Source organism: Bradyrhizobium sp. 191 (assembly GCF_023100985.1).
Classification (GTDB): Bacteria; Pseudomonadota; Alphaproteobacteria; order Rhizobiales; family Xanthobacteraceae; genus Bradyrhizobium; species Bradyrhizobium diversitatis.
In genome coordinates, this window is record NZ_CP064692.1 from 6,902,253 (window position 1) to 6,926,338 (window position 24,086).

The 24,086-nt window shown below is 62.0% G+C and carries 24 protein-coding genes; 7 read left to right on the forward strand and 17 right to left on the reverse strand.

Going from position 1 to position 24,086, the window contains the following annotated elements; translation table 11 throughout:
* Positions 1-65 precede the first annotated feature (65 nt).
* The 11 genes from IVB23_RS32345 to IVB23_RS32395 form a co-directional block, all read right to left on the reverse strand.
* Positions 66-1,031 (reverse strand): LysR family transcriptional regulator, encoded by a 966-nt coding sequence (locus IVB23_RS32345; protein WP_247801260.1) that lies wholly within the window; start codon positions 1,029-1,031, stop codon positions 66-68.
* A gap of 211 nt (positions 1,032-1,242) precedes the next feature.
* The gene (locus tag IVB23_RS32350; protein ID WP_197964622.1) at positions 1,243-2,220 is read right to left on the reverse strand and encodes a biotin-dependent carboxyltransferase family protein; all 978 of its coding nucleotides are present in this window, start codon (positions 2,218-2,220) and stop codon (positions 1,243-1,245) included.
* Positions 2,210-3,085: a carboxyltransferase domain-containing protein gene (locus IVB23_RS32355; RefSeq protein WP_197964623.1), complete on the reverse strand. Its 876-nt coding sequence runs from the start codon at positions 3,083-3,085 to the stop codon at positions 2,210-2,212. The genes IVB23_RS32350 and IVB23_RS32355 overlap by 11 nt, the downstream gene beginning before the upstream one ends.
* A gap of 43 nt (positions 3,086-3,128) precedes the next feature.
* On the reverse strand, positions 3,129-4,529 hold the full coding sequence (locus IVB23_RS32360) for an acetyl-CoA carboxylase biotin carboxylase subunit (RefSeq protein ID WP_197964624.1): 1,401 nt from the start codon (positions 4,527-4,529) through the stop codon (positions 3,129-3,131).
* A 16-nt stretch (positions 4,530-4,545) separates the two neighbouring features.
* Complete coding sequence (locus IVB23_RS32365) at positions 4,546-4,788, reverse strand: acetyl-CoA carboxylase (protein WP_061883588.1); 243 nt, start codon at positions 4,786-4,788, stop codon at positions 4,546-4,548.
* Between the two features lie 37 nt (positions 4,789-4,825).
* The gene (locus IVB23_RS32370; RefSeq protein ID WP_247801261.1) at positions 4,826-5,554 is read right to left on the reverse strand and encodes a LamB/YcsF family protein; all 729 of its coding nucleotides are present in this window, start codon (positions 5,552-5,554) and stop codon (positions 4,826-4,828) included.
* An 89-nt stretch (positions 5,555-5,643) separates the two neighbouring features.
* A complete protein-coding gene (locus tag IVB23_RS32375; RefSeq protein ID WP_247801262.1) occupies positions 5,644-6,831 on the reverse strand; it encodes an ABC transporter substrate-binding protein in 1,188 nt (395 codons plus the stop codon).
* A 28-nt stretch (positions 6,832-6,859) separates the two neighbouring features.
* Positions 6,860-7,897 (reverse strand): branched-chain amino acid ABC transporter permease, encoded by a 1,038-nt coding sequence (locus IVB23_RS32380; protein WP_245312273.1) that lies wholly within the window; start codon positions 7,895-7,897, stop codon positions 6,860-6,862.
* 39 nt (positions 7,898-7,936) lie between these two features.
* On the reverse strand, positions 7,937-8,851 hold the full coding sequence (locus IVB23_RS32385; RefSeq protein WP_247801263.1) for a branched-chain amino acid ABC transporter permease: 915 nt from the start codon (positions 8,849-8,851) through the stop codon (positions 7,937-7,939).
* A 2-nt stretch (positions 8,852-8,853) separates the two neighbouring features.
* The gene (locus IVB23_RS32390) at positions 8,854-9,576 is read right to left on the reverse strand and encodes an ABC transporter ATP-binding protein (RefSeq protein ID WP_247801264.1); all 723 of its coding nucleotides are present in this window, start codon (positions 9,574-9,576) and stop codon (positions 8,854-8,856) included.
* Positions 9,573-10,328, reverse strand: coding sequence for an ATP-binding cassette domain-containing protein (locus tag IVB23_RS32395; RefSeq protein WP_247801265.1), 756 nt, complete (start codon positions 10,326-10,328; stop codon positions 9,573-9,575). Before IVB23_RS32395 ends, IVB23_RS32390 begins: the two co-directional genes overlap by 4 nt.
* 121 nt (positions 10,329-10,449) lie before the next feature.
* Between IVB23_RS32395 and IVB23_RS39370 the strand changes: the two genes are divergently transcribed.
* Entirely contained in the window at positions 10,450-10,578 is a 129-nt protein-coding gene (locus tag IVB23_RS39370; protein ID WP_256469029.1) for a hypothetical protein, read from the forward strand.
* Between the two features lie 8 nt (positions 10,579-10,586).
* On the opposite strand, the gene IVB23_RS32400 is transcribed toward IVB23_RS39370, so the two are convergent.
* Positions 10,587-11,543 carry a phosphotransferase gene (locus IVB23_RS32400; RefSeq protein ID WP_247801266.1) on the reverse strand — a complete coding sequence of 319 codons (957 nt, stop codon included), beginning with the start codon at positions 11,541-11,543 and terminating at the stop codon, positions 10,587-10,589.
* A 23-nt stretch (positions 11,544-11,566) separates the two neighbouring features.
* Positions 11,567-11,794, reverse strand: coding sequence for a hypothetical protein (locus tag IVB23_RS32405; RefSeq protein WP_247801267.1), 228 nt, complete (start codon positions 11,792-11,794; stop codon positions 11,567-11,569).
* Between the two features lie 316 nt (positions 11,795-12,110).
* Between IVB23_RS32405 and IVB23_RS32410 the strand changes: the two genes are divergently transcribed.
* The 4 genes from IVB23_RS32410 (at position 12,111) to IVB23_RS32425 (ending at position 17,509) form a co-directional block, all read left to right on the forward strand.
* Entirely contained in the window at positions 12,111-13,673 is a 1,563-nt protein-coding gene (locus IVB23_RS32410; protein ID WP_247801268.1) for an ABC transporter substrate-binding protein, read from the forward strand.
* Between the two features lie 113 nt (positions 13,674-13,786).
* A complete protein-coding gene (locus IVB23_RS32415) occupies positions 13,787-14,767 on the forward strand; it encodes an ABC transporter permease (RefSeq protein WP_061883578.1) in 981 nt (326 codons plus the stop codon).
* A gap of 2 nt (positions 14,768-14,769) precedes the next feature.
* Entirely contained in the window at positions 14,770-15,687 is a 918-nt protein-coding gene (locus IVB23_RS32420; RefSeq protein WP_061883577.1) for an ABC transporter permease, read from the forward strand.
* A gap of 1 nt (position 15,688) precedes the next feature.
* Positions 15,689-17,509, forward strand: a complete 1,821-nt coding sequence (locus IVB23_RS32425) for an ABC transporter ATP-binding protein (RefSeq protein WP_061883576.1) — start codon at positions 15,689-15,691, stop codon at positions 17,507-17,509.
* A 3-nt stretch (positions 17,510-17,512) separates the two neighbouring features.
* Here IVB23_RS32425 and IVB23_RS32430 read toward each other — a convergent pair whose 3' ends face one another.
* Positions 17,513-18,919, reverse strand: a complete 1,407-nt coding sequence (locus tag IVB23_RS32430) for an amidase (protein WP_247801269.1) — start codon at positions 18,917-18,919, stop codon at positions 17,513-17,515.
* A 408-nt stretch (positions 18,920-19,327) separates the two neighbouring features.
* Here IVB23_RS32430 and IVB23_RS32435 point away from each other — a divergent pair, with 408 nt between their 5' ends.
* Together IVB23_RS32435 and IVB23_RS32440 are read left to right on the forward strand one after the other, a co-directional pair.
* Positions 19,328-20,095: a phosphotransferase gene (locus tag IVB23_RS32435; protein ID WP_247805000.1), complete on the forward strand. Its 768-nt coding sequence runs from the start codon at positions 19,328-19,330 to the stop codon at positions 20,093-20,095.
* Positions 20,092-21,048, forward strand: a complete 957-nt coding sequence (locus IVB23_RS32440) for a choline/ethanolamine kinase family protein (protein ID WP_061883574.1) — start codon at positions 20,092-20,094, stop codon at positions 21,046-21,048. The genes IVB23_RS32435 and IVB23_RS32440 overlap by 4 nt, the downstream gene beginning before the upstream one ends.
* A 20-nt stretch (positions 21,049-21,068) precedes the next feature.
* On the opposite strand, the gene IVB23_RS32445 is transcribed toward IVB23_RS32440, so the two are convergent.
* From IVB23_RS32445 to IVB23_RS32455, 3 genes are all read right to left on the reverse strand, one after another.
* Positions 21,069-21,860 (reverse strand): inositol monophosphatase family protein, encoded by a 792-nt coding sequence (locus tag IVB23_RS32445; RefSeq protein ID WP_247801270.1) that lies wholly within the window; start codon positions 21,858-21,860, stop codon positions 21,069-21,071.
* 65 nt (positions 21,861-21,925) lie between these two features.
* Positions 21,926-22,960 carry a helix-turn-helix domain-containing protein gene (locus IVB23_RS32450; RefSeq protein ID WP_061883573.1) on the reverse strand — a complete coding sequence of 345 codons (1,035 nt, stop codon included), beginning with the start codon at positions 22,958-22,960 and terminating at the stop codon, positions 21,926-21,928.
* Positions 22,961-22,973: 13 nt separating this feature from the next.
* Positions 22,974-23,810 carry a DeoR/GlpR family DNA-binding transcription regulator gene (locus IVB23_RS32455; protein WP_247801271.1) on the reverse strand — a complete coding sequence of 279 codons (837 nt, stop codon included), beginning with the start codon at positions 23,808-23,810 and terminating at the stop codon, positions 22,974-22,976.
* Between the last annotated feature and the right edge of the window lie 276 nt (positions 23,811-24,086).

Sequence of the window (24,086 nt, forward strand, 5' to 3'; positions counted from 1 at the left end):
GTTGGCCCAAGCTTGGCGAGGACGACCTGCCGACGTCAATTCGAATTTCAGCAGGTGCCGATATCTCAGATTTCGATGGCCTCGTCCGATCGTTGTCTGTGGTCGATGCCGACAGGAGGACGTACGGGACCAACACCCGCCACGGCGAAGCGCATGAAGTCGCGATACGCCTTGGCGGCCTCCGAAAATTGGGTGTCACGGCGCCAGGCCAGTCCGACGTCCATGCTGGGCACTTCGTTCTCGATGACGCGGGTCTCGATCCGTTGTCCCTCGAGCGACCAGGGACGGTAGACGAGATCGGACAGGATCGTAATGCCCATTCCGCCTGCAACCATGGATCGGACGGCTTCGACGGAGGAAGTGCGGAAGATCGTTCGCGGTTCGAGCGACAAGGCGTTCCAGTAGCGCATCGACGTATGCTTGGCCTCGTCGACGGTGAGCATGACGTAAGGGTAGGTCGCGATCTCAGCGAGATGGACGCGCTCGGCGCGGGTCAATGGATGATCGGGAGCGAGCCACAACCGGCGCGGCGACCGCAACAACGTCTCGCTCGCAAGCATGGCGTTGTTGTGCAGGTTCGAGACCAGCATGACCGCGAGATCGAGCGCACCGTCGACGACGGCACGTTCGAGTACGTCCCGCGGCGCCTCGTACAGCTCGACCGTGATCCCGGGAAAGCTTGCCTGGAAACGCATCTGATGGCGCGGCAGAAAATAGCCGGATACGGTATAGGTGACGCCGATGCGCACCGTTCCGAACAGCGGACCGGCGGAGATATGCGTCCCGCGGACGGCTTCGGCGACTGAAGCAAGGATCTGGCGTCCCTGCGACAGGAACCGGCTGCCCTCCATGGTGACGGTTACCCCGGCCGGGGTACGTTCCAGCAGGCGGGCGCAGACTATCGCTTCGAGTTGCTGGATCGCGGCGGTGACTGCGGACTGCGAGACATTCAGGTCGATGGCCGCCTGGCTGATCCGTCCAGTTTCGGCAGCGGCGATGAAATAGCGGATTTGTTTCAGAGAAACGGACATCGCAGTCGATCCGATATTTTGAGTTTGCCTAACTCATGAGCGCTTGAGCGCTGCTTCTCGCGCATCAATTTTCTTTGCAACTCCCGTGCCCAACGCTCGCTCCGACAACTGGAGGAACAAAGTCAGTGGAGTGGAGGGGCGGTCAGAGCGACCACGCACGATTGCCTCGGGGCTTGGCAGCCGCGCGTACCACCCCCTCAGCCCAAGGCCGTTACGCCAACGCGCTCCGGAGCTTGCCCAGCAACCCGGCCCGGCTCTTGCGCGCCGCAAGCGCCTCATCCATCCCAACCTTGACGAACCTGACCGGTGTATTCGGCTGGAGCTGGCCGATCAAATCCATGTCCGCGGCGATGACCGTGCCGACCATGAAATAGCCGCCGCCCGAGACGGCGTCGCGATGCAGTACAATCGGTTCGGTACCGCCGGGAACTTGGATCGACCCGTAGGGATAGCAGGCATCGGTGATATTGGACGGATCTGAACCGGCCCCGAAGGGCGGCTCGCGCGGCACGAACTCGAGCGGCTTGCCACCTTTGAAACGGTAGCCGATGCGATCGGCTTCCGGCGCAACCTTCCAGGTGTCGCCGAAGAAGCCGTTGCCAGCCGTGTCGGTGATGCGATGCCAATATAGCCCCGGCATCACGCGCAGTTCCGTTGGCATCGCCGCCGGCAGGCCGCGCAGATCTTTCCCGACCGAGCGGCCTTCCTTGACCGCTGCGGCGGCCTTGCCGATTGGAAGTTCGTCACCGGCCTCGAGCTTTCGGCCCTTGAAGCCGCCAAGCGCGCCGAGCGCGTAGGTGGAACGCGAGCCCAGGACAAGCGGCACGTCGATGCCACCGGCGATCGCGATATAGCCGCGCGCGCCCTGCTTGAGGAAATCGAAGGAGAGCTTCTGGCCGCGCTTCACCTTGAAGCTCGTCCAGGTCTCGCGCGGCTCGCCGTCGAGCTTTGGCGGCAGCTCGGCTCCAGTGATCGCGACCACGGCGTCATCGGTAAATTCGAGCTCCGGCCCCATGAACACGGCCTCGAGAACCGCAGCGCCTTCCTCGTTGCCCACGAGCAGGTTGGCGGCGGCGAGCGCGTGACGATCCATGCCGCCGGAAAGCGGGATGCCGATGTGATAATAGCCGGGACGTCCCAAGTCCTGGACGGTTGTGGCAAGGCCGGGCTTCAGGACCTTAATTGCCATGGAGAACCCCCTCGAGTTTGCGATTGTAGGCGTCGATGTCGTTGTTGAACTCGGTCAGCGAGAATGAGACGTCGCGGATGATCGGCGCGAAACGGCCCGCATCGACATCGGCCACCGCAGCGTCATAGGCCGGTCGGTCGATCGGTTTCCATTTCACGATGTCGCCCGGCTTGAACAGGCACATGAAGTCACGCAGGTAGCTGATCTTCTGGTTGGGATCGTAGATCGGCATCGGCGTGATGCCGAACATCTGGTAGCCGCCGGCGCCGCGTACCGAGTAGATGCAGCTGAAGCATCCGCCGTGCCCGACGGTGAGTTTTGGCGTGTCCGTGCGTGGGCGAAGATACTTCGGCGCCTGGATCTGCCGTTGGCGTTCCACCATCTGATAGAGGAACGGCAAGCCTGCGACGAAGCCGACCATGGAGACGAACCATGGCGCGCTGGAGTGCGCCTTGATGAAGGCGTCGACTCCGTCGAGCCCGTTGATGCGCGCAGCATATTCGAGGTCGGTGCCGTTCGGATCCTGATGGCGCTCGCGGAAGCGCATCAGCGTCTCGTGTGTCCAGGGATCGTTGTAAAGAACCGGGATTTCGATGATCCGCGTCTTGATGACCGGTGCGGATGTTTCAGATGCGGAATCCAGCTGTTTCAGCTCGACAAGCAGATCGTCGGGCCTTATCTGATCCGGATCGAACTTGACTTGATAGGACGCGTTGGCGGGGCAGATCTCGATCACGCCCTTGATCCTGGCGTCGCGCACTGCATTGGTGACGAAGAGGCCCTTGAAGAAGGCCTCCAGTGACATGGACTCGGCGACCTCGGCGAAGATGTGCTCGTCGCCGCCGTAGGAAAATCGGGTTTGCATGACTAGCGGCCTCCTGTTGCCGACGGGGCGGATTCTCTTGCGGTCATCGGGCGACCTTGGCGGTCGTTGACGGCTCTGCTGTCGTTAGCGCTGCCGCATGGGTTTCCAACCATGGCTCGAGCCAGGCTGTATGAAAGCGCGCGGCCCGGACGTCCGGATCGCGTACGAGCGCCTGATGCAAGGGCTTTGTCGTCGCCAAGCCCTCGACGCTGAGCTCCGCAAGGGCGCGCTCGAGCCGCCGGATCGCGCTCGGTCTGTCCTCGCCGTGCACGATCAGCTTGCCGAGCAGACTGTCGTAGAACGGCGGTACGGTGTAGCCCTGATAGAGCATGCTGTCGAAACGCACGGCTTCGCCTTCGGGTACGCTGAGCGTGCTGATTGTGCCGGGGCATGGAAGAAATCCCTTCGCGGGATCCTCGGCGTTGATGCGGACCTCAATCGAATGACCGCGGACGCGAACCTGATCCTGGCTGATACGCAGCGGCTCGCCGCCGGCAATCCGGATCATTTCGCCCACGAGGTCGATGCCGGTGACCATTTCCGTGACGGGATGCTCGACCTGGATGCGTGTGTTCATCTCCAGAAAGTAGAATTCGTGGCTCCGGTCGTCATAGAGATATTCGAGCGTTCCGGCACCGCGATAGTCGACGGCCTTGGCGAGCGCGACTGCCGACGAACACAGCTCGTCGCGAACGGCCGGCGTCAGCGAAGGCGAGGGCGCTTCTTCCCAGACCTTCTGACGGCGTCGTTGCAGCGAGCACTCGCGCTCGAAACAATGGATGACGTCGCACCCGTCGCCGAGGATTTGCACCTCGATGTGCCGCGCGCCTTCGATCAGCTTCTCGACATAGAGCCCGCCATCGCCGAAAGCCGCGAGTGCTTCCGCTTGCGCCTGCGGCATGAGATGATGAAATTCCTCGGCTGAACGCGCGATACGGATGCCGCGTCCGCCACCGCCAGCCGCGGCCTTGATCATCACCGGAAAGCCGGTCTTTTCGACCAGTGCGAAGGCTGCGTCGGCAGACTCCAGGCGTCCCGCGCTGCCGGGGACGGTCGGCACGCCGGCCGCTGCCGCAGCCTCGCGGGCTGCGACCTTGTCGCCCATCAGTCTGATCGATTGCGCTGTCGGGCCGACAAAGATCAGTCCGGCCGCTTCGACGGCGGCTGCGAACTCGGCGTTCTCCGCCAGGAAGCCATAGCCGGGGTGGATTGCGTCGGCGCCGGTCGTCCTCGCAGCGGCGAGGATCGTCGCCTGGTTGAGATATGATTTCGAAGCTTGCGGCGGACCGATCTCGATCGACTCGTCCGCGAGCCGAACCGCGAGCGAGTCCTTGTCGGCCTTGCTATAGACCTGAACGGTCGCAATGCCGAGCTCGCGCGCCGCACGGATGATGCGGACGGCGATCTCGCCGCGATTGGCTATGAGGAGTTTCTGGATCGTCATGGCCGGTTTGGCGGTCTCAAACGTCAATCTCGGCAATCGGCTGCCCCGCCATCACGGCTTCCTCATTCTCGGCCAGGAATCGCACGATCTTGCCCGCCGCGCCCGCCTTGACCTCGTTGAACGATTTCATCACCTCAATGAGTCCGATCGTATCGCTCTCCGCGATGATGTCGCCGTCAGTCTTGTAGTCCGGCTTGTCGGGGGCGGGCTTGCGATAGAATATGCCCGGTAGCGGCGAGAATATTTGCTGTGTTGCCATGGAGTGCTCCTGAAGGATCGTCGTTGTCCAGCCCGCCTCACCGCGCGGTGAGGTAGGGACGGACGGCCTCGCGAACGGCGTGCGCGATTGCGACGGCATTGGGCGTGTCGGAGTGGATGCAGATCGAGTCGGCGCCGACCAGTACGTCGTTTCCAGCCACCGACCGGGTCTTGCCTTCATTCACGGCTCGCGTGCAACGCGTCGCCGCATCGGCCGGATCCTTGGCCTCGTGCTCGCGCGTGATGATGAGGCTGCCATCGGCGTTGTAGTCGAGGTCGGCGTAGTATTCGGCGACGAAGGTGTGGCCGCGCCGCTCATAGACCATCTGATGCAGCGTGCCCTTCATGCCGAGCAGGGGTACCTTGTAGACATCGGCGGCGTCTGCGACGGCCTCCGCGATGTTCTCGTTGCGCGCGGCCATGCCATAGAGGGCGCCATGCGGCTTGATGTGATTGAGCGGCATGCCTTCGGCATCGAGGAATGCCTTGAGCGCGCCGATCTGATAGAGCAGGCAGTTCGTCAACTCCTCACGGTCGATCTTCATCTCCCGCCGTCCAAAACCTTGCAAGTCCGGCAGTGACGGGTGGGCGCCGACCTTGACGCCGAATTGCTTGGCGAGATGCACCGTCTTGCGCATGTGATTGAAGTCGGATGCATGGAAGCCGCAAGCCACGTTAGCGACATCGATGTGGGGCATCAGCCCGTTGTCGTCGCCCATTTTGTAGAGACCGTAAGCCTCGCCCATGTCGCAATTAATCATGACCATCTCCTGCTTCCTCTCAACGGCTTGCGTTCGATCAAAGGGGTAGGGCCGCCCGCAGGTGCGACAGGCACCGCGGGCGGCACAATGCCGATTTACTTCGACACCAGATAATCGACCGGGATCTTTTCCGAGATCGTCCACTGATCAACCATCTTCGGCTTGCCGCCCTCGGTGTCGATGATCAGGTAACGACCCTGGTTCTGATGGTGGATGTCCTTGTTGAAGGTACGCGGACCGAACAGCGTGGCCTCGTTGTTCATCTTTTCCAGCTCGGCGACGACGGCCGGAGCGTCCGTGGTCTTGGCGCGCTCGACCGCCTTGGCCCAGACTTCGATCAGGACATAACCGGGATAGACGTACTGGCTGGACGGATCGCCGCCCGTCACTTCCTTGTACTTCTTGTTGAACTCGTTGACCTTCGGATTGGGATCGTCGCCGTAGATCGAGCCCTGCACCGGAACGTAGAAATTCGACAGATCCGGAATGGCGTTCAGCCAGTAGCTGCCGTCCATGCTCGAGCCGTTGAGGATCATCGACTTGATACCGGCGGCCCGGATCTGTTTGATGGCCGAAACCGCGCCTGGCATCATCGTGCAGACCATGATGGCGTCGGGTTCCTTTGGCAGGCTCTTTATACGCGTGATCTGGGACGCAATCGAAGCGTCATCATTCTTGAACGTGTCGCTTCCGGCCAGTTTCGCATCCTTTAGCTTCGGCATCATCCAGTCGAAGCCGTCGCAGATGCCCTTGTTGTAGACGGTCCAGCTATCGAGCAACCTATAGAAGGTGCGAGCGTTCTTCTGGTTGTAGGCCCACTCCGCCATGGTCGCGCCCTGCACGGCGGCCAGGACGGAGCCGGAGAACGAGTAGGGACCGACGCCGGGGATGCCGGCCTTGATCGATTCGGCGCAGAGGAAGAACGAGACCTTGCCGGCCGCTTGCGCCTGGAGTGCCGCCGGCGCGCCGAAGTCGTAATCGCAGGAGACGACCACGAGGTCGGCGCCCTGGTCGAGCACCGCGAGGCCGGCCTTGGCGCCTTCAGCCTGATCGGTCTTGGTGTCGGCAAAGACGGCCTTGATCTTCCTGCCGAGCAAGCCGCCTGCCTTATTGATTTCGTCGATGCGGATCATTGCCGCATCTTGTGCCGGCTTGTCGTAGGCTTGCATGAAGCCTGAAGCTGCGGTCGCAAATCCGATGACGATCTCGTCGGCCGCCCTGGCCGGCGCAAACCAGAGTGCGGACAGTCCAATCAGGACGCCTAGTGTTCTCGCAAGACGCATAATCATTCCTCCAGGTGTGCAGTAACATTCAGTTCAGTTCCTTCACCGCCGTCTGCACAGGGCGCGACAATCGTCGCAGCATCGGCCAGCCGCGCCAGGAAAACTCCCGGTTGCGGGTGAGGCCGGCCGGCAGGTACATCAGGATGACGATGGTGATGATTCCGATCGCGATCTCCTGAGCCCCGTTCGGCAGTGCCACCTTGAGTGTGCCGAGGCTGATGCCCTTTTCGAGGTTGCGGAAGAACTCGATCAGCACCGAGATTGCGACCACGCCGGTGACTGCCCCGCTGAGGCTGTACATGCCGCCGACGACCAGCATCGACAGCGTGATGAAGGTCGTCCGCAGATAAAAGGCACCGGGGTTGACGATGCTGAGGAAGTGCGCGTAGAGCGCGCCGGCGATGCCGATGATGAAGGCGCTGACCACGAACGCGATCAGCCGTTCACGAACGATGTCGATTCCGGAGGCGCTGGCGGCGACGGACTCGTCGCGTGTGGCGCGAAGCGCGAGCCCGGAGCGGGAGGTCGCGTAGAGGTACGCGATCGCGATCGCAACCGCCGCACCCAGCCAGCCAATCCATACGTTCATGGTCGGTGGTATGCCGACGATCGAACCTTGTCCGCCCGTGACCGAATCCCAGTTCGAGTAGACGTTGTTGACGACGCCAAGCAGTCCGAAGGTCGCGATCGAGGCTGCAATCCCCGACAGGCGCATGATGACGCGCCCGACGACGAGCGCGACCAACGCCGCGAACACGCCCGAAATGGGTGTGGCGACCCACATCGGCAATTGCGTATGCAGAAGCCATGTGGGCAGTCCCTTGAGCGTGATCGACTTCATCACGGGCGGAATCGCGAGCCAGGCGGTCATGTAGGCGCCGAGGCACATGAAGCTGATGTGGCCGAACGACAGCAGGCCGGAATTTCCGACAAAGACGTAGAGGCCGACGACCACCATGATGTTGATGAACATCTCGACGGCAGTCCGGTTGAACGCGCGGCTGCCGAATTGATAACTCAGCGTAGCCATGATGAGCAGCACGACGATCAGCAGGATCGGGGTCATGATCGTTTGCCGGATGACAGACGGCCGCTTTGACATCGATCAGACCCTCTGCTTGGCGGATTTCGGTGCAAACAGGCCCTGTGGCCGCACCAGAAGGACGACGATCACCGCGCCATAGACGAAGGCATCGCGAAAGACGCGCGCGTCGTGTGGCAATGTTGCCTGGAAGACGACACTGGCGGCACCAATGATGAAGCCGCCCGCGACGGCGCCGGGCACACTGCCGAGACCGCCGATCACGGTGGCGATGAAGGCGATCAGCATGACGTTGGCGCCCATGTTGATGTCGGCGGTGCCGGAGATGGTCGCCAGGATCAATCCGATCGCTGCGGCCAGCATGCCGCTGATGGCAAAGGCCAGCAGGATGACGCCGTTGGCGCGGACTCCGAGCATGCGCGCCATGGTGAAATTGTCGGCCGCAGCGCGCATCTCCAGGCCATAGCGCGTGCGCTTGAGGAACAGCACGAGCACGGCGAGTGCTGCCAGCGTGATGATGATGGTCACGACTTGCAGCATCGGGATGTGGGCGCCGAGAAAATCGACGGGCAGGCCGAGGCCCGGCCAAAGCGTGATGGATTTCGGTCGGCTCGAATAGAGCATCAGCAGCAGGTGCCGGATGACGAATCCGAGGGCGAAGGACGCAATCATCATGGTCGCCGGATTGGCGTTGCGGAAACGGCGGAATACGATGATCTCCGACAGGATCGACAGTGCCGCGCCGATGATCAGCAAGAGCGGAATCAGGAGATAGAACGGCAGCATTCCGGCGAAAACGACCGCCGTTGCATCGATCGACGGCCATAGCATTGCGAAAACGCAGAACGCTATGAAGTCGCCATGGGCGAAGTTGACGAGCCGCATGACGCCGAAGATCAGGGCAATACCCAGCGCGCCGAGAGCGTAGAGACTGCCGAGGCTCAGCGCGTCGAAGATGATCTGCAGAACCGCCGTCATTCTCAGTGGTCTCCGAAGCCGAAATAGGCCTGCTTCAGGCGCTCGTCCTTGATCATGTCGGCCGCGGGCCCCTCGAGGACGATGCGCCCGCCGCGGATCAGGATCATGCGTCCGCCAGTCATCATGGCGCGCGTCGAGCTCTGCTCGACGATCAGCAGCGTCAGCTTGCGTTGCGCCCGTAGCCGCACGAGGATCTCGTAGACCTGATCGATGATCTTGGGTGCAAGTCCCAGCGAAGGCTCGTCGATGGCCATGATGCGCGGGGCCGTCATCAACGCACGACCGATGACGAGCATCTGCTGCTGGCCGCCGGAGAGCATGCCGGCCGCGTCGTGACGGCGATCGGCCAGCATCGGGAACTCGGCGTAGACGGACTCCAGATCGCCGGCGATCTTGTTCCTGTCGGCTCGCATACCGGCGCCGACCTTCAGATTTTCCTCGATGCTCAGTGCGCCGAAGACGTTGCGTCCTTCCGGAACCAGCGAAAATCCCCGCCGGGCGATGTCCTCCGGTGAGGCACCCGTCACTTTGGCGCCGTCCATGATGATGGAGCCCGAGCCCGCCGGCACGACGCCGGCGATCGCGTTCAGCAGGGTCGACTTGCCTGCGCCATTGGCGCCTGTCACGAACAGAACCTCACCCTCGGCGATCCTGAGCGTGACGCCGCGCAAGGCCGTCAGGCGTCCGTAGTTTACGGTGATGTCGTCGACGGCGAGCAGCGTCATGATGCGGCACCCATCTCGGTCGCGAGCGGCGGAATCACTTCGTCGCGCTGCGTGCCCATATAGGCATGCCGAACAGCGTCGCTGTTGCGGATTTGCGCAGGAACCCCGACTTCGATGATTTCGCCGGAATCGAGCACGAAGATGCGCTCACAGAGTTCGAGCACGAGGCCAATGTTGTGCTCGATCAGCAGCATACCGACGCCGAGTTCACCGGCGATCCGCCTGATGATGAAGGCCAGATCGTGGCTTTCATGCTCGGACATGCCGGCCGCGGGCTCGTCCAGCAGCAGATAGCGCGGCGTGCACATGATGGCACGGCCGATGGCGACGCGGCGCTCGTCGGTGTAGGGCAGGGCGCCTGCGATCGTGCTGCCGAGGTGCGAGATGCCAAGCCAAGTCATCACGCGCTCGGCCTCCGTGATCGCCTCGCGCCGCGTCTGGCCCATACCCACGCCCGTGACCTCGAGATTGTCCACGACCGGCAGGTCGCGAAAAAGGCGGCCGGACTGAAAGGTGCGCGCGACGCCCTTGCGTCGAAGCTTGTGGGCCGCGATGCCGTTGAGCACCTCACCTTCCAGGTCGACGGTCCCTGTGCCGACCGGCTGGAAGCCTGTCAGCACGTTGATGAGCGTCGTCTTCCCGGCGCCGTTGGGACCGATCAGTCCGGTGATGCGTCCCCGGGGAACCGTAAGCGTGACCTTGGACAGCGCTTTCAAGCCTTCGAATTGGACGCTGACGTCGCGCGCGCCCAACTCCAAGTCACCGGAAGTCATCTCAACGCCTTCTCACTCGCCGCCAATCACAAACTGAGTTTTGCGTTGAGGGAGACGCTTGTAAAATTAGAAATATCGTTCGTCGATATCGGAAATTATGATGACGTTGACATTCCAGGAATATTTTGTGGCCAAGCAATGCTGGTCGAAGCGCCCTGGAGTCGCGGAACAGCAGGACTGGAGTGAAGGACAGACCGGCGTGAAGGTAGCAAGCGATCCGGTCGCGTGACGGGGCCATCAAAGCGCTTGCAGGAATCGCTCTCCCATCGCGACGGTTCCGTCGGTGTAGGCCGATCCTAATTGTCGTGCGGTCTCGGTGTCGGAATGCGACGCGATCCATGCCGTCAGCAGCATGCGCCGGAGCATGACGAAAACGGGCAGCATGAGTTCGTCCCCGCGCGAAACCGGCGCAATCTCGCGATACCCGGCGAGCCAAGACGCCTGGAGCTCAGCTAGCACGGGCTCATGCTCCATGAAGCTGACGGCGGCGGCAAAGTCGTAGAAGAACCAGGAGAAGCCGCAATCGTCGAAGTCGATCACACCGAGGCGCGGGCCGTCGACGAGAAGGTTGGCCAGCCGCAGATCGGCGTGGACGAGGCCGAACCGGTCGTTTGTGCTTCCGTAGCTGTCAAGACGCTGCTTCAGGGTGTCTGCGACCCTCTCCAGCAATTTCAGGCCATCGTCGCGAAGGCCAAGACCGGCGCGCCAATCACCCCACAACGGTCGAGTGCCCAACATTGCGTCAAAATCCCAGACCTTCCGCTGAAAGTCCGGCGGTCTCTTCCACCGGCGACTATGCGCGTGAAGTCTGGCGCTGATCGCACCGAGTTTGCCGAACCAGGCGACGAGATCCTCTGATGGATCGGGCTCCTTGCCGCTGAGAAACTCGAATGCCGCAATCTGTCGCGGTGAGCCGTTCAGGACGATCTGAGATAGCGGTCGGGCCTCACCGTCGGCGACCGGGCGAGGCGTGACGACGGCATCTTCCGCGATCAGCGAGTCGATCCAGGCGAGCTCGGACCTGATCTCGGCGGACGTGTGATAGCCGATCCGCTGCACGCGCAGCACCAACCTCCGTCCAGATGCCGGGTCTCGTGCCAGAAACGTTGTGTTCTCGGAATGGCTCAGGAAGGAGATCGTCGATTGTGATGAGAGATTCCAGCGCGGCAAGGCCGCGCCGAGATCGGTCTGCATGCGCGCGATCAAGCTCGGAGTCATCATGAGAGTGAGCCGGGGATCTCGAAAAACTGCGCGGCAGATTGCGTCGGGTTGGTGGTGACGAATGCATAAAGCACGCCCTGCTCATGCCAGGCGCGAAACGCTCTGACCGAACTCGGGATCGCGGTATCTTCGCGATCGGCCACGCCGTCGAAGTCCGAGATGATGCCGCGACGGGTGTGGCAGGCCGGGGACTCCTGTATTTCCAAGGCTGCGATTCCGCTCATTCGAAACACGGGAATTATAGGTTCGCCGTCTCCCCGCCGCTGTTCCGAGCGTCCATTATTCTTGTCCTGCTCAGCGGAGAGGCGCGATTGCCTCTGAGTTGGGCGGTGCATTCTGGATTATCGGAATCCGCCGCGCGCAATCGCCGCATCCGGGAGCGTCAGCAACGGAATCGTGGAGCAGCAGGAATCGGGCGGGCGTGGCCTTTGGTCTACGCTTTGCAGGTTGCGACGAGTTGCGCGAGACGATCGAAACGGCTGAGTGCCCCGCGCCCTCGGCAGCAGTTTCAGCGTTGCCAAAATCATCGAGGGATAGGACATGATCAACCGTAGAGATGTGATGTTAGGGGGGCTCGCCGGTGTTGCAGCGTTCGGCTTCGGACGGGTCAACCCGGACTTTCTGGTCAATTCCGCTTTCGCGGCCGAAGGCAAGGCGCTGCGATTTCTCGGCGCGGAAGCGCTGACCGGCAGCTGGGATCCGACCACGCACACCAATCTGGGTCAGTTGATCGTCGAGGGATTCGTCTTCGGCTATCTGACGCGAGCGCCCATGCGGCCGGACAAACCGGACGAACTGATCTTCGAATTGGCCGAGTCCATGACGCCGATCGATGCTTCCACGATGGAGGTCAAGCTGCGAAAGGGCGTCAAGTTTCATGACGGCACGCCGTTTACGGCGGCCGACGTCAAGGCGACATACGAGTATGGCTGCCAGCCCGACCGGCCGGCGCAGTGGTATCCCGGTCTCGTCACCGTTGACGTCGTCGACGATTTCACCTGCCGCATCAATACCAAGGCGCACGGCTATCCGGCGGCGCTCTACTATTATCTCTCTTCGTTCCTTCCGATCATGTCTGCCAAGGACGTCGCCAACAAGGCTCAGTTGTCGGCTCGCATGAACGGCACCGGACCGTACAAATACGTCGAGCAGAAGGGCGACACGACCGTTCTCGCCGCCAACGCCGATTTCTTCCTCGGTGCGCCGAAGATTCCCGGCGTCGAATATCATTTCGTCGGCGACACCACGACCCGAACGCTGTCGTTGCTGAATGGCTCTGCGGACATCATCGAGCGGCTGGAGCAGGAGCAGGTCGAGACGATTTCCAAGGATGCTCGCTTCAACATCCACAAGGCGGTGTCGGTCGAGAACAAGTATCTGTTCTTCCGCTGCTCCAAGAAGCCGTTCGACGATCCGCGCATCCGGCTGGCGGCATGCCACTCGATCGACCGCAAGCAGGTGCTGGAGGTGCTTGGCGTCTCCGGAACCTACTCCAAGGCGCATATCTCGCCGGTGAAGTTCGGCTACGCGGAGGTCGCCGATTATCCGGAATTCGACCCAGCCAAGGCCCAGAAGCTGTTGGCGGAGGCCGGCTTCCCGAAGGGCCAGGGCCTTCCCGAACTCACCTATTACACCTCGGTCGGCTTCTACCCGAAGACCAAGGAATATGCCGAACTGATCACCGGCATGCTTCAGGAGCAGGGTTTCAAGGTCAATCTCCAGACCCTCGAAGTCGCGGCCTGGGGTAACCTGCTCTATGACAAGCCGGGCGGCGGCGAAGGCAACATGATCGACTGCGGCTGGTGCACGGGTTCGCCCGAGCCGGATTTGGTGCTGCGCACCCACTTCCACTCGTCGTCGAAGCGCATTACCGGCATCGTCGACAAGGACATTGACGCGGTGCTCGACAAGGAGCGCAACGCCACCTCCATCGAAGAGCGCAAGAAGATCCTCCAGACCGAGACGCTGCCGACCATCGCCAAGAAGGCGCCGGCACTTGCGTTGTTCACGTCTGTCTTCATCCACGCCTACAGCAAGAAGCTCGACGGCCTCTACATCTACCCGAACGGCATGCAGGACATGACGAAAGCCAAGCTGGCATGATGATTGCTCCGGCAGGTCGGACGCGTCCGACCTGCCGGTCTTCTCAGGTTGGGTGCAGGTCAGACAACCCCGCCTGCCGGAACTCCCGACGAATGCAAGGGTAGCTCTTCCCGATGTTGATTCTGGAATTCCTGGTCAAGCGGATCGCGCAGGGCCTCCTGATCGTCTTCATCACCTCGTTGATCATCTTTACACTGTTGCGCGTGGTTCCAGGCGATCCCGTCCGCCTGATCGTCGGCGGCATGGCGCCGCCCGATGTGGTCGAGAAGGTGGCGACCAAGATGGGGCTGCGCGATCCCATCATCGTGCAATACGGCCGCTATATGCGCGGTCTGCTCCAGGGCGACCTCGGACAATCCTATCTGCGGCCGCGCAGCGGCATGATTGCTGCCGGCGGGCAATATGTCGATCCGACCAAGTCGGACATGGCGCCCGTGACCGACCTCATTCTCGAACGCTTGCCGTTCACGCTCCAATTGGGCGGCATGGCCCTGTTGTTCGCGCTGTTGATCTCGTTTCCGGTCGGAATAGCCGGTGGCCTGCATCAGCATCGATGGCAGAACGCCCTGGCGTTCGGCATGCAATCGCTGTTCGTGTCGATCCCGAATTTCTGGCTCGCGATTGTTCTGATCCTGTTTCTGTCGGTCAAGCTGAAGCTGCTTCCGGCGCTCGGCTACCAGGGGTTCTCTTATGTCATTCTTCCGGCCGTGGTGCTGGCGGTGGAGATCGCGCCCTTCATCATCCGGACGCTGACGACGTCGCTCGGTGAGGTGATGCAGGCGCCGTTCATCGATGAAGCCCGGGTTCGCGGCCTGTCGCGCCGCCGCATCGTCTATTCCCATGCTCTGCGTAATGCAGCGGTGCCGCTGGTCAACCTGCTCGGGATCCAGCTTTCGACCCTGATCGGCGGAGTGCTGGTGATCGAATACATCTTCGATTATCCGGGCCTCGGCAATTTGACCGTCGTGTCCGTGGTCGGGCGTGATTTCCCAGTCATCCAGGGCATCGCCATTACGACCAGCGCGGTGTTTGTCTTCATCAATATCATCGTGGACCTGGTCGCTTATCTCATCGATCCTCGTGTGGAGATCTGACCATGACGGCCACCACGGTCATTGCTGCGGAGCCCGAGCCCCGATCGGTCCGCGTCAGGTCGGTCAATCGGCGTATCCTGGCTGCAGCCTGGGGCATGTCGAGCTTCAAGATCGGTTTCTTTGTCTTCATCGCGCTATTGCTTGCGTCCGCGATCTATCCCGAGGTGTCCTCGGTCAGCGCCACCAAGATGGTGGTGAAGGACAAATTCCTGGCGCCGGTCTATCTCGGCGACAAATGGACCTGGGATCACCTGCTGGGCACGGATCAGCTCGGCCGTGACATGCTGATGCGCAGCTTGATCGGGCTGCGCTATTCACTGCTCGTCGGCATCGTCACCGTGCTCCTGATCTTCATCATTGGCTGCGGCCTCGGCCTGTTCGCAGGCTTCAAGGGCAAGTGGTGGGACACCATCATCATGCGGATCACCGACGCCCAGCTCTCGATTCCGATGATCATCCTGGCGATCACGATTCTCGGCGTGTCGCGGCCGACCGTCCCGACGATCATCATCGTGCTGGCGCTGTCCGGCTGGCCGCTTTATGCCCGAGTGGCCCGCAGTGCCGCCGTCGCCGAGCGCGGCAAGGAATATGTGCGCGGTCTGCGCGTGCTTGGGGCCGGGGATTGGCGGATTCTGCTGTTGTTCGCGGCGCCCAACATCCTGCCGCCGATCGCGTTCGTCGCGGTGCTCGACGTTGCACGCATGATGATCTTCGAAGCGATCCTGGGCTTCCTTGGGCTCGGCATTCAGCCGCCGACCCCAAGCTTTGGCAGCATCATCGCCGATTCCCGCAAATATCTGCTCAATGCCTGGTGGATCGGGACCATCCCGGGCATCTTCCTCGCCGTCGCGCTCACCTCGATCAATCTCATGGGCTCGGCGCTGGAAAAGGCGCGCAACCGGATCTATGGAGGTCTCTGAGATGGATCTCTCGCTCATTCTCGCAATCGACGATCTGACGGTCGGTGCCACGACACCGGGGGCGGCTCCGATTCTCGATCGCATCAGTTTCCGCCTCAGCACGTCGGAGATTTTCGGCGTCTACGGAGAGAGCGGTGCCGGCAAGACGGTGCTCAGCCGCGCGCTGGCGAACTGGTTGCCGGAGAGCCTGGAATATCGCGCCGGACGGGTCGCTTTCGCCGGACACGATATCCTCGGCGCCGGAGCGCGCGAAGTCCGGATTGGCCGCGACATCGCCTATATCGGCTCTAAGCCGCAGAGTTCACTCGATCCGACCGTGCCGGTCGGCGTCCAGATCGCGGAGAAGCTGCGCAGCGTCAGGCCTGAATGGAACGGGCGCGAGTGCCGCGACCGGGTCATGCAGCTGCTCGGCGAGGTCCGCATCCCGTCGCCAAAGGAGCGCTACTGGGACTACCCGTCGAAATTCTCCGGCGGCATGATGCAGCGCGCGATGATCGTGGACGCCATTTGCGCCGAGCCCGCCGTGCTCATCGCCGACAACGTGACCCAGCCGCTGGACGTCACTATTGCTGCGCAGATCGTGGCTTTGCTCCATGACCTCTGCACGCGGCACAAGATGGCGACGATCTATTTGTCCTCCTCCTTGCCGACGCTCGGGCAGTTCGGCGATCGGACGGCCGTGCTGTACCAGGGCCGGTTCGTTGAGCAACAGGCGTTCGCCGAACTGCTGGCTTCGCCGCAATCCGACTACACGCGCAAGGCCATCGCGAGCGTACCGCGGATGTGGGAGACGGCGGAGGGCCCGCTTGCTCGCCATCAGGCTCAAGGCGAAGCCCCGTTGATGAAGGTGGAGAATGTCCATCGTACCTATCGTGCCCGCAAGCGCGGCACTTTCAACACCTACAGCAACGTGCAGGCCGTGCGTGGCGTGACACTCGATATCATGCCGCGCGAGAATTTCGGGATTGTCGGGGAATCCGGCTGCGGCAAGTCGACCCTGACCCGCCTGCTGGCCTGGCTGGAGACGCCCGACAGCGGCAGCATCGTCTTGAACGGGACCTCCCTCGGCGCTCTGTCATCGCGGGACCTGATCCGCAAGCGCAACGAGTTCCAGCTTCTCCTGCAAGATCCCTACAATGCCTTGCCGCCGCGCACCACGGTCGGCCGCATGATCGAGGAAAGTCTCCTGATCCGTGGCAGTTTCAAGCGCGCCGATTTGCGAAAGCGGGTGATCGCAGCGATGGCGGAAGTCGGTCTCGCCGCCGAGATGTATGATCTGTTACCCAATGCGCTCTCGACCGGCGAGCGCCAACGCATCTCGATCGCGCGAGCCCTGATTCTCGATCCCAAGCTCCTGATCCTCGATGAGACCCTGTCAGCGCTGGACCAGCGCGAGCAGGGCAGGCTGATCGAGCTGTTCTCGAAATTGCAGGACAAGAACGACCTCACCTATGTCTTCATCTCGCACGATTTGGCGATGGTGCGGAAGGTCTGCACCCGGATCGCCGTGATGTATCTCGGCGAGATGGTCGAGATTGCCGACAACCGTGATCTGTTCTTCGATCCGCAGCATCCCTATACCAAAGCGTTGCTGTCGGCAGCCCCGACGCTGGAAGAGAAGCCGTTTGATCCCTCCGATTTCCTGCTGGAAGGCGAGCCGCCCAGCCCGATCGACATCCCGGCGGGTTGCAGCTTTGTGTCGCGCTGTCCGAAGGCATTCGGCCGCTGCCGGGTGGAGACGCCGAGGCTTGTCGAGCATTCGCCCGGGCGCCTTGCCGCCTGTCACCTTCTCGATGGCGATGAGGCGCAGGCCGCGGCCTGACCGTCAGGACCGCGGCTTGAAAGGCCAATCCATCGCGACGGGACGCATATCCTCAAGCGCCTTGGTCACCTGCAGCACGCCAAGATCATCGAAGCGATGGCCGATGACCTGGACGCCGATCGGCAGATGTCGGGAATCGAACGCCATGCAGACCGTGGCGGCGGGCTGGCAGGTCTGGTTGAACATGGCCGTGAAGAGCGTGTGCTCGAGCGGCATTTCGCGAGAGACGCCGGGTTCCTCGGCCGGAAAGTTCACCACCGGCAGCGTCGGTGAGATGACATAGTCCCAGCCTTCGAAGGCCCCCAGCAGCGCCGCCTTCATTTTGGCGATCTGCCCCAGGGCCCGGTAAAGGTCGATGCCCGAGTGCTTTGCTCCACCCAGGGACCAGGCGCGAACGAAGGGATTGATGTCGCGAGGAGTGTCAGTATGTGAGGGCAGTGACGTGTATTCGAGATAGCCGCGGACCTGGAGGAGCAGGTCGATGGCTTCGTAGGCGTCATGATCGAGCGGCGAGGTGAACGGTTCGACGTTGGCGCCTGCGCCGGCGAGCAGCTTTCCGGCCGCCTCGACGGTCTCGCGCACGACCGCCTCGGGCTTCATGCCAAAGCCCATGTCGGTGAGGACGCCGATCCTCAATCCCTTCGCGTCGCGCTTGAGACGCTCGTGATAGCGCACGCCATCGGCGGGGAGGCTCCAGGTGTCGCGCTCGTCCTGCCGCGTCAGCACGGTCAGCAGGCGGGCGATATCGTCGACGCTGCGGCCCATGGGACCGGCCATGCGCATGGTATCGGCGGGCAGATGCGGGACGCGCCCGTGGGTGGGCTTCAGTCCGGCGAGGCCGCAATGCGCGGCCGGAAGGCGGACGGAGCCCGCGATATCCGTGCCGACGGAGACATATCCGGCGCCGGCGGCGATGGAGGCGCCGGCGCCGGCCGACGAGCCACCGGTGTTCCAGACAAGCCCCCAGGGGTTGCGGGTGATGCCGTGCAGCGAGCTGATGCCTGACGCCATCAGGCCACAATCCGGCATCGTGGTCTTTGCAAAGATCACCGCGCCGGCTTCGCGCAACGCGATCGCCGGTGGTGAATCGTAGTTTGAGGGCGGCAGGGCGCGGTTGGCCCCGATACCATGAAAGTAGGGCCAGCCGACCATGGCGACGCTATCCTTGACGGTCATCGGAACGCCATCGAGCGGACCCAGCGCAGCCCCGGCCTTCCATCGCGCTTCCGAGCGTAGCGCGCTGGCCATGGCCTGCTCCGGACGGAAGCAGAACAGGGCGTTGATCGCTGTATTGACGTTCTCGGAATGGCTGAGGGTGGCTCGTAGCACCTCCACCGGCGATAGCGCCCGCGAGGCGTAAGCGTCTGTCAGCTCGGCAAGGCTCATCCCGATCAGTTCTGCAGCGGACATGTGGGCCTCAATGGGTAGCGTCCCGGGTCATTGTCCGGATAGCGAAAATGACCTGCGTTGGGGTAGGGCCGCTGCGTCAACGGCATGATTTGGTGGAGCCCGAGGCATCCCTTTTGCATCTGTCCTGATCAAAATTTGTCCTGATCAAAATCTGTCTTGATCAAATTTGGCAGACACGAAGGTCGGCTGAACGGCAATCGCAAGAGATCAGAAGTCGCCATGAGTCAATCTGGAACGGAACTGGCCACCATCCGGAATTCCATTGCCGAGCTCCCCGGATGGGGGGCTGGAGACATCGTGATCGAACCTGCCATCCCGATCCTGGCTTCGCCAAGCTGGCGAGGTGTCGACGGCTTTCCCTGGCGCGCCACCAGGAAGGGCGGTAGCGAAAGCATCTTCATCAAGAGCATGGATCGTGATGCCGAGCTCTATATCGACGTCGCGTGCGCCTTCGAGGCGGCGCAGCGTGCATCCGATCTCGGCATCGGGCCCAAAGTTCTGATGGCCGACCCGAAGGCGGGACTGCTGGTGATGGAGGATCTCAACATGGGCTGGCGGGTCGGTACATTGGAACGGATGCTCGAGCCCGATATTGTCGACGCCGTCATTGCGGCGATGCGGCTGTTTCAATCCGGATCGCCGCTGCCGCGCCGCAGAAGTGTTTTTGATGAGATCGAGGATTTCTACGCTGCGGCGGCAGCTGCGAAAGCCCAGTTGCCGTCGGATGCTGAATGGCTGGTCAAGGAGTTGCTGTTTGCGGCCGAAGCCTTCCGGACGCTGGATATCAAGGCGGTGCCGATCCATGGCGACGGCAATGTTTCGAATATCCTGATCAGCGACGCGGGCGAGGTCCGTCTGATCGACTGGGATCGCGCGACAACGACCGACCCGTTGGAGGATATCGGCAGCTTCCTCGTCGAGGCCTGTGCACAGGAGCCTGAGGCGCGCGACATTTTCACCCGCAGCACCGGGACGTTCGAGGAGGCTGCGTTCAACCGTGCGCGGATTTATGGCGTAGCTGATGATCTGCGCTGGGGATTGATCGGCGCGCTGCTCGCCGCCAAATCGGCGCGCAATACGCTGGAGTTCTACAAATTCGCCAGTTGGCGCTTCGTGCGTTGCCGCATGGCGGTTCGGGAGCCCCGCTTTGGCGAGATGCTTCGGAGGATCGCATGACCGTTCGCAGAAAAGTTGGCGAGGGGACCACGGTTCACGAGCGCAACGTCGAAGCCGCCATCGCCCGCGTCCCGCAATGGAACGGCAAGAAGGGCGCCTATGCGCCGCTGGTCGGAGGCCTGTCGAACCAGAACTGGCTGGTCGAGATTTCCGGCGACGGGCGCCGCTATTTCGTCAAGGTGCCGGGCGAAGGCTCGGAGATGTTCATCAATCGCGTCACCGCCAACGAGGCCGCGCGCAATGCCCATGCTATGGGTGTCGGGCCGGAGGTGATCTTCTTCGACGCGGCGGATGGGCTGGAGATCAGCGAATTTCTGGAGGGCTATCGCGCCTGCACGAACGCCGATTTCGGCGATCCCGCCATCCAGTCCGACGTTCTCGCTCTCTATCGCCGCTTGCATGGCGGCCCGAAGCTCGGCCAGACCAAGACAATCTTCGACATGATTGAGGAACATATCGAGCAGGGCAAGGAACTGGGGGCGCATTTCCCGCAGGACATGCCCTGGCTGATGCATCGCTACAATCAGGCCAAGTCGGCTTTCCTGGCGTCGGGCCTCGACCTCGTGCCATGCTTCAACGATCCCATGCCTGGGAATTTCCTCATTTCGGCTGAAACCGGCGCGCCCAGGCCGATGAAGCTGATCGACTACGAATTTGCCTCCAACAATGAGCGCAGCTACGAGCTCGGCGTGCTGTTTGCCGAAATGTTCTTCGACGAGAAGCTGACGGAAGCGCTCATCGAGCAATATCTCGGCGAGGCTCGTCCGCAGATGATTGCGCGCGTCATTCTCAACCGTGCGCTCGCGGACATGAAATGGGCCTCATGGGCGGTCGTCAACCGCAAGCTCAACACCTGGGATTTCGACTACCAGAAATACGGCGTCTGGAAATACATGCGCGCCCACGACGTGATGTATGACCCGCGCTGGGACAGCTGGTTACGGTTGGTGTGAGCCTGCCCCGGCCGTCTCTTCTATTGCTTCAGGACCGTCAGGGCCTGCTTGAGCAGGCTGTCGTTCGCGGCGGCGATCACGCGTCCGTCGGAGTCCGGCGTGAGTGGCCGCCCATCCCAGTCGCGTATGATTCCGCCGGCGCCCTCGACCACGGGAATCAATGCCATGAAGTCGAACGACTTGAGCGACGTCTCGACGACGAGATCGCAATGGCCGGATGCCAGCAGGCCGTACTGATAGCAATCGCCGCCGAATCGTCGGAACATGGCCTTCTTGCTCAGCAAGTCGTAGCGAGCCCAATCCTGCGACGTAAAGAAGTCCGGTGAGGATGTATAGATTTGTGCGTCTTCCAGTCTTGCCGTGCGACTCGCTTTTGCGGGCTTGCCATTGAACGTGACCCCACGCGGCGTGCCGTACCACCGTTCGGCCAGCGCCGGCATGTCGATCATGCCGGCGACTACCGCGCCCTTGCGCTCGTCGGCGAGCGCAACAAGCGTGCCGAACAGCGGCATTCCGGAGATGAAGCTCTTCGTTCCGTCGATCGGATCGAGATACCAGGTGTAGCGATCGCCCAAGGTCGATCCCATCTCCTCCCCGAGAATGCCGTGATCGGGGAAGCGGGCGCTGATCAGGCGCCGTAGTTCCACTTCGATCGCGCGATCGGCGATCGTTACCGGCGTCAAATCCTGCTTGCGCTCGAAATTGGCGCTGGACCGAAAGTGGGTCAACGCGATCCGACCGGCTACGTCGGCGAGTTCATGGAAGAACGAAGCGAGTTCGTCCGCAAAAATCTTGTCTTGAATGTCGTCCAATGCCTGCTCCAGCAGAGAGCACGTCGCGCATGAGCGGCGCAACGGCTGGCCTTCGGAATTCGGCTCTAAACCGTCTCGCGAAGCTCTTGCTTGTGGACGTCCCAATACGGAGATCCGAAAGCCTTGCGCGAGGAGGCCATTCGCGGCGAAGACGATCCGTTCGGTTCGACAGCGCGTGTAGCTGACCCCGGCCGCGGCGCGGCTTCCTGCGCCTGGCGAACGTCACGCGGGGCCACCTTGAAGTGACGGCTGAAGCAGCGCGAGAAATGCGAGACGTTCTTGAAGCCCACTTCGTAGGCGACCTCTGAGACGGTACGGTGACCCTTGGGATCGGCAACCAGGATTTCGTAGGCTCGCTGCAGCCGCTTGGTCTGCACGAACTGGCTGACTGTGGTCTCGTTGTCCGTGAACAGACTGTAGAGATAGCTCAGCGAGATTCGGCTGCTGGCCGCAATTTTCTTCGGTGACAGGGATTGGTCGCCGAGATGGCTTTCAATGAAATCAACGATCCTGCGGCGCAGATGATAGCGCGCATTGCGGACGTCTGTAGCGGCGCCCCGGTCCTCCGCGCCGATCGTGAGCGCCACGAAGCTGATGACTTCGGTCGCAAGCGCCTGTGGATTCGGCGCCGGAAACTCGATGAACAGCTCGGCCACGCTTCCGATCATCCCGGCTAGAAGGCGGGTCATCTGTTCGTTCGGCTTGAAGCGTCGGCTGATGTGATCCTCGATCGAGACGAGACGTCCGCGCAGCTCCGCAGCCGGGATCCGAAGCACCAGAAAGCGTGCGGCCTTGTCGGACGACAATTCATAGAAGGCGAGTTCGCTGAGCAGGACATATTCGCCGGCTCGGGCAATGCCGACGCGGCCGTCCTGGCTGAATGCCACACATCCCGTCAGTGGAAAGACAAGCGCATAGGAGGCATCGTGAATACTGGCGGTGCGTGTCCAGCTGCAAGTGAAGGCTCTATGCGGCTCGACGAGTTCGAGATCCAGGCGTCCGATCCTGGTTCGCTGATGCGGTGCAGGACCCTTGTCTCCGTCACCACCATCAAGGCCGGTATACTCCTCGCGAGGAGCAAGAGATGTGAGGCTTGCCATGGTCTGGTCTTTCTCAGGGTTGGGCAATGATCACCTCCGTTCCGGCTTCACGGAGTGCCGTTGCCAGAGCTCCTTCCGGTTGCCGGTCGGTAACCAGACGGTCGATATCGGTCCAATGCGCAAATACGGTCAGAGCGCGCTGGTCGAACTTGCTGTGATCGGCGACGAGGATAGCTTCCGCAGCGCGCTTGACCATCGCGCCATAGATCGCACCGGCCTCGTCGTCCGCATCGTTCGCGCCTCGGGCGCTGATGCCTGTCGCGCTCACGATAGCGCGGTTGGCCTCGTAGCTGTTGATGTTGGCGATCGTCTGCGTACCGAACACGTAGCCTTCGGTCGGGTGATAGCGGCCCGGGCAGCACAGCACACGGATCGATGAGTTGACCGCGAGTGCGCCTGCAATCGCATAGTCGTGCGTGATGACCGTGATGTCGCGCGCACGCGAAGCCAACCGTCTGGCGATATGAAACGTCGTGGCGCCGGCCGCCAGCATCAGGACTTCGTTCGGTAGAACGAGGTCCGCGATCGCGACGGCGATCGCTTCGCGTTCAGCAATCATGAGCGTCTTGCGATCGGTGAGAGCCGGCTCGAGAGCAAACGGGCGCGAAGCTCCGCCATAGGTCCGGTTGATGAGCTTCTGTTCCTGAAGCTCCACGAGATCTCGGCGTATGGTTTCACCGGATACACCAAGCGCGGCCGCAATCTCGGAGGCGCGCAGAGTAGGGGCGGCGGTGAGTTGCGCGACGATGTGCTTGTGGCGCGCCAGCTTCGAGAGGCGATCGCCATCGCTCTTTCGTGGCCGTTTCTCGGCCGCGGAGGCGTCGCTGGTCAGTAGCGGCTCGCTCGTCATTGAGGTGTCCTCATCTGCCTCGGCCGTCGGGACGAGGAAGTCTTTCTCACGTCGATTTGGAAAGATACACTAATTATGTGGCAGGTCCCTCAAATGTTGGGCAGCAAAGTGCCCAGTATCTCCGCAAGTTGTCGCGTGTCCATGTGTAGTCGATTGATATTGCTAAGGTAACACTGGTAGCCCGGGGCTGTGTGTCTGAGGCTCCGGTGTCTTTTGCCTCTTGGCAGCTTGCCATTGTGGGAATTTGCACAAAACTCCAAGCTGATTGGGGAGTGA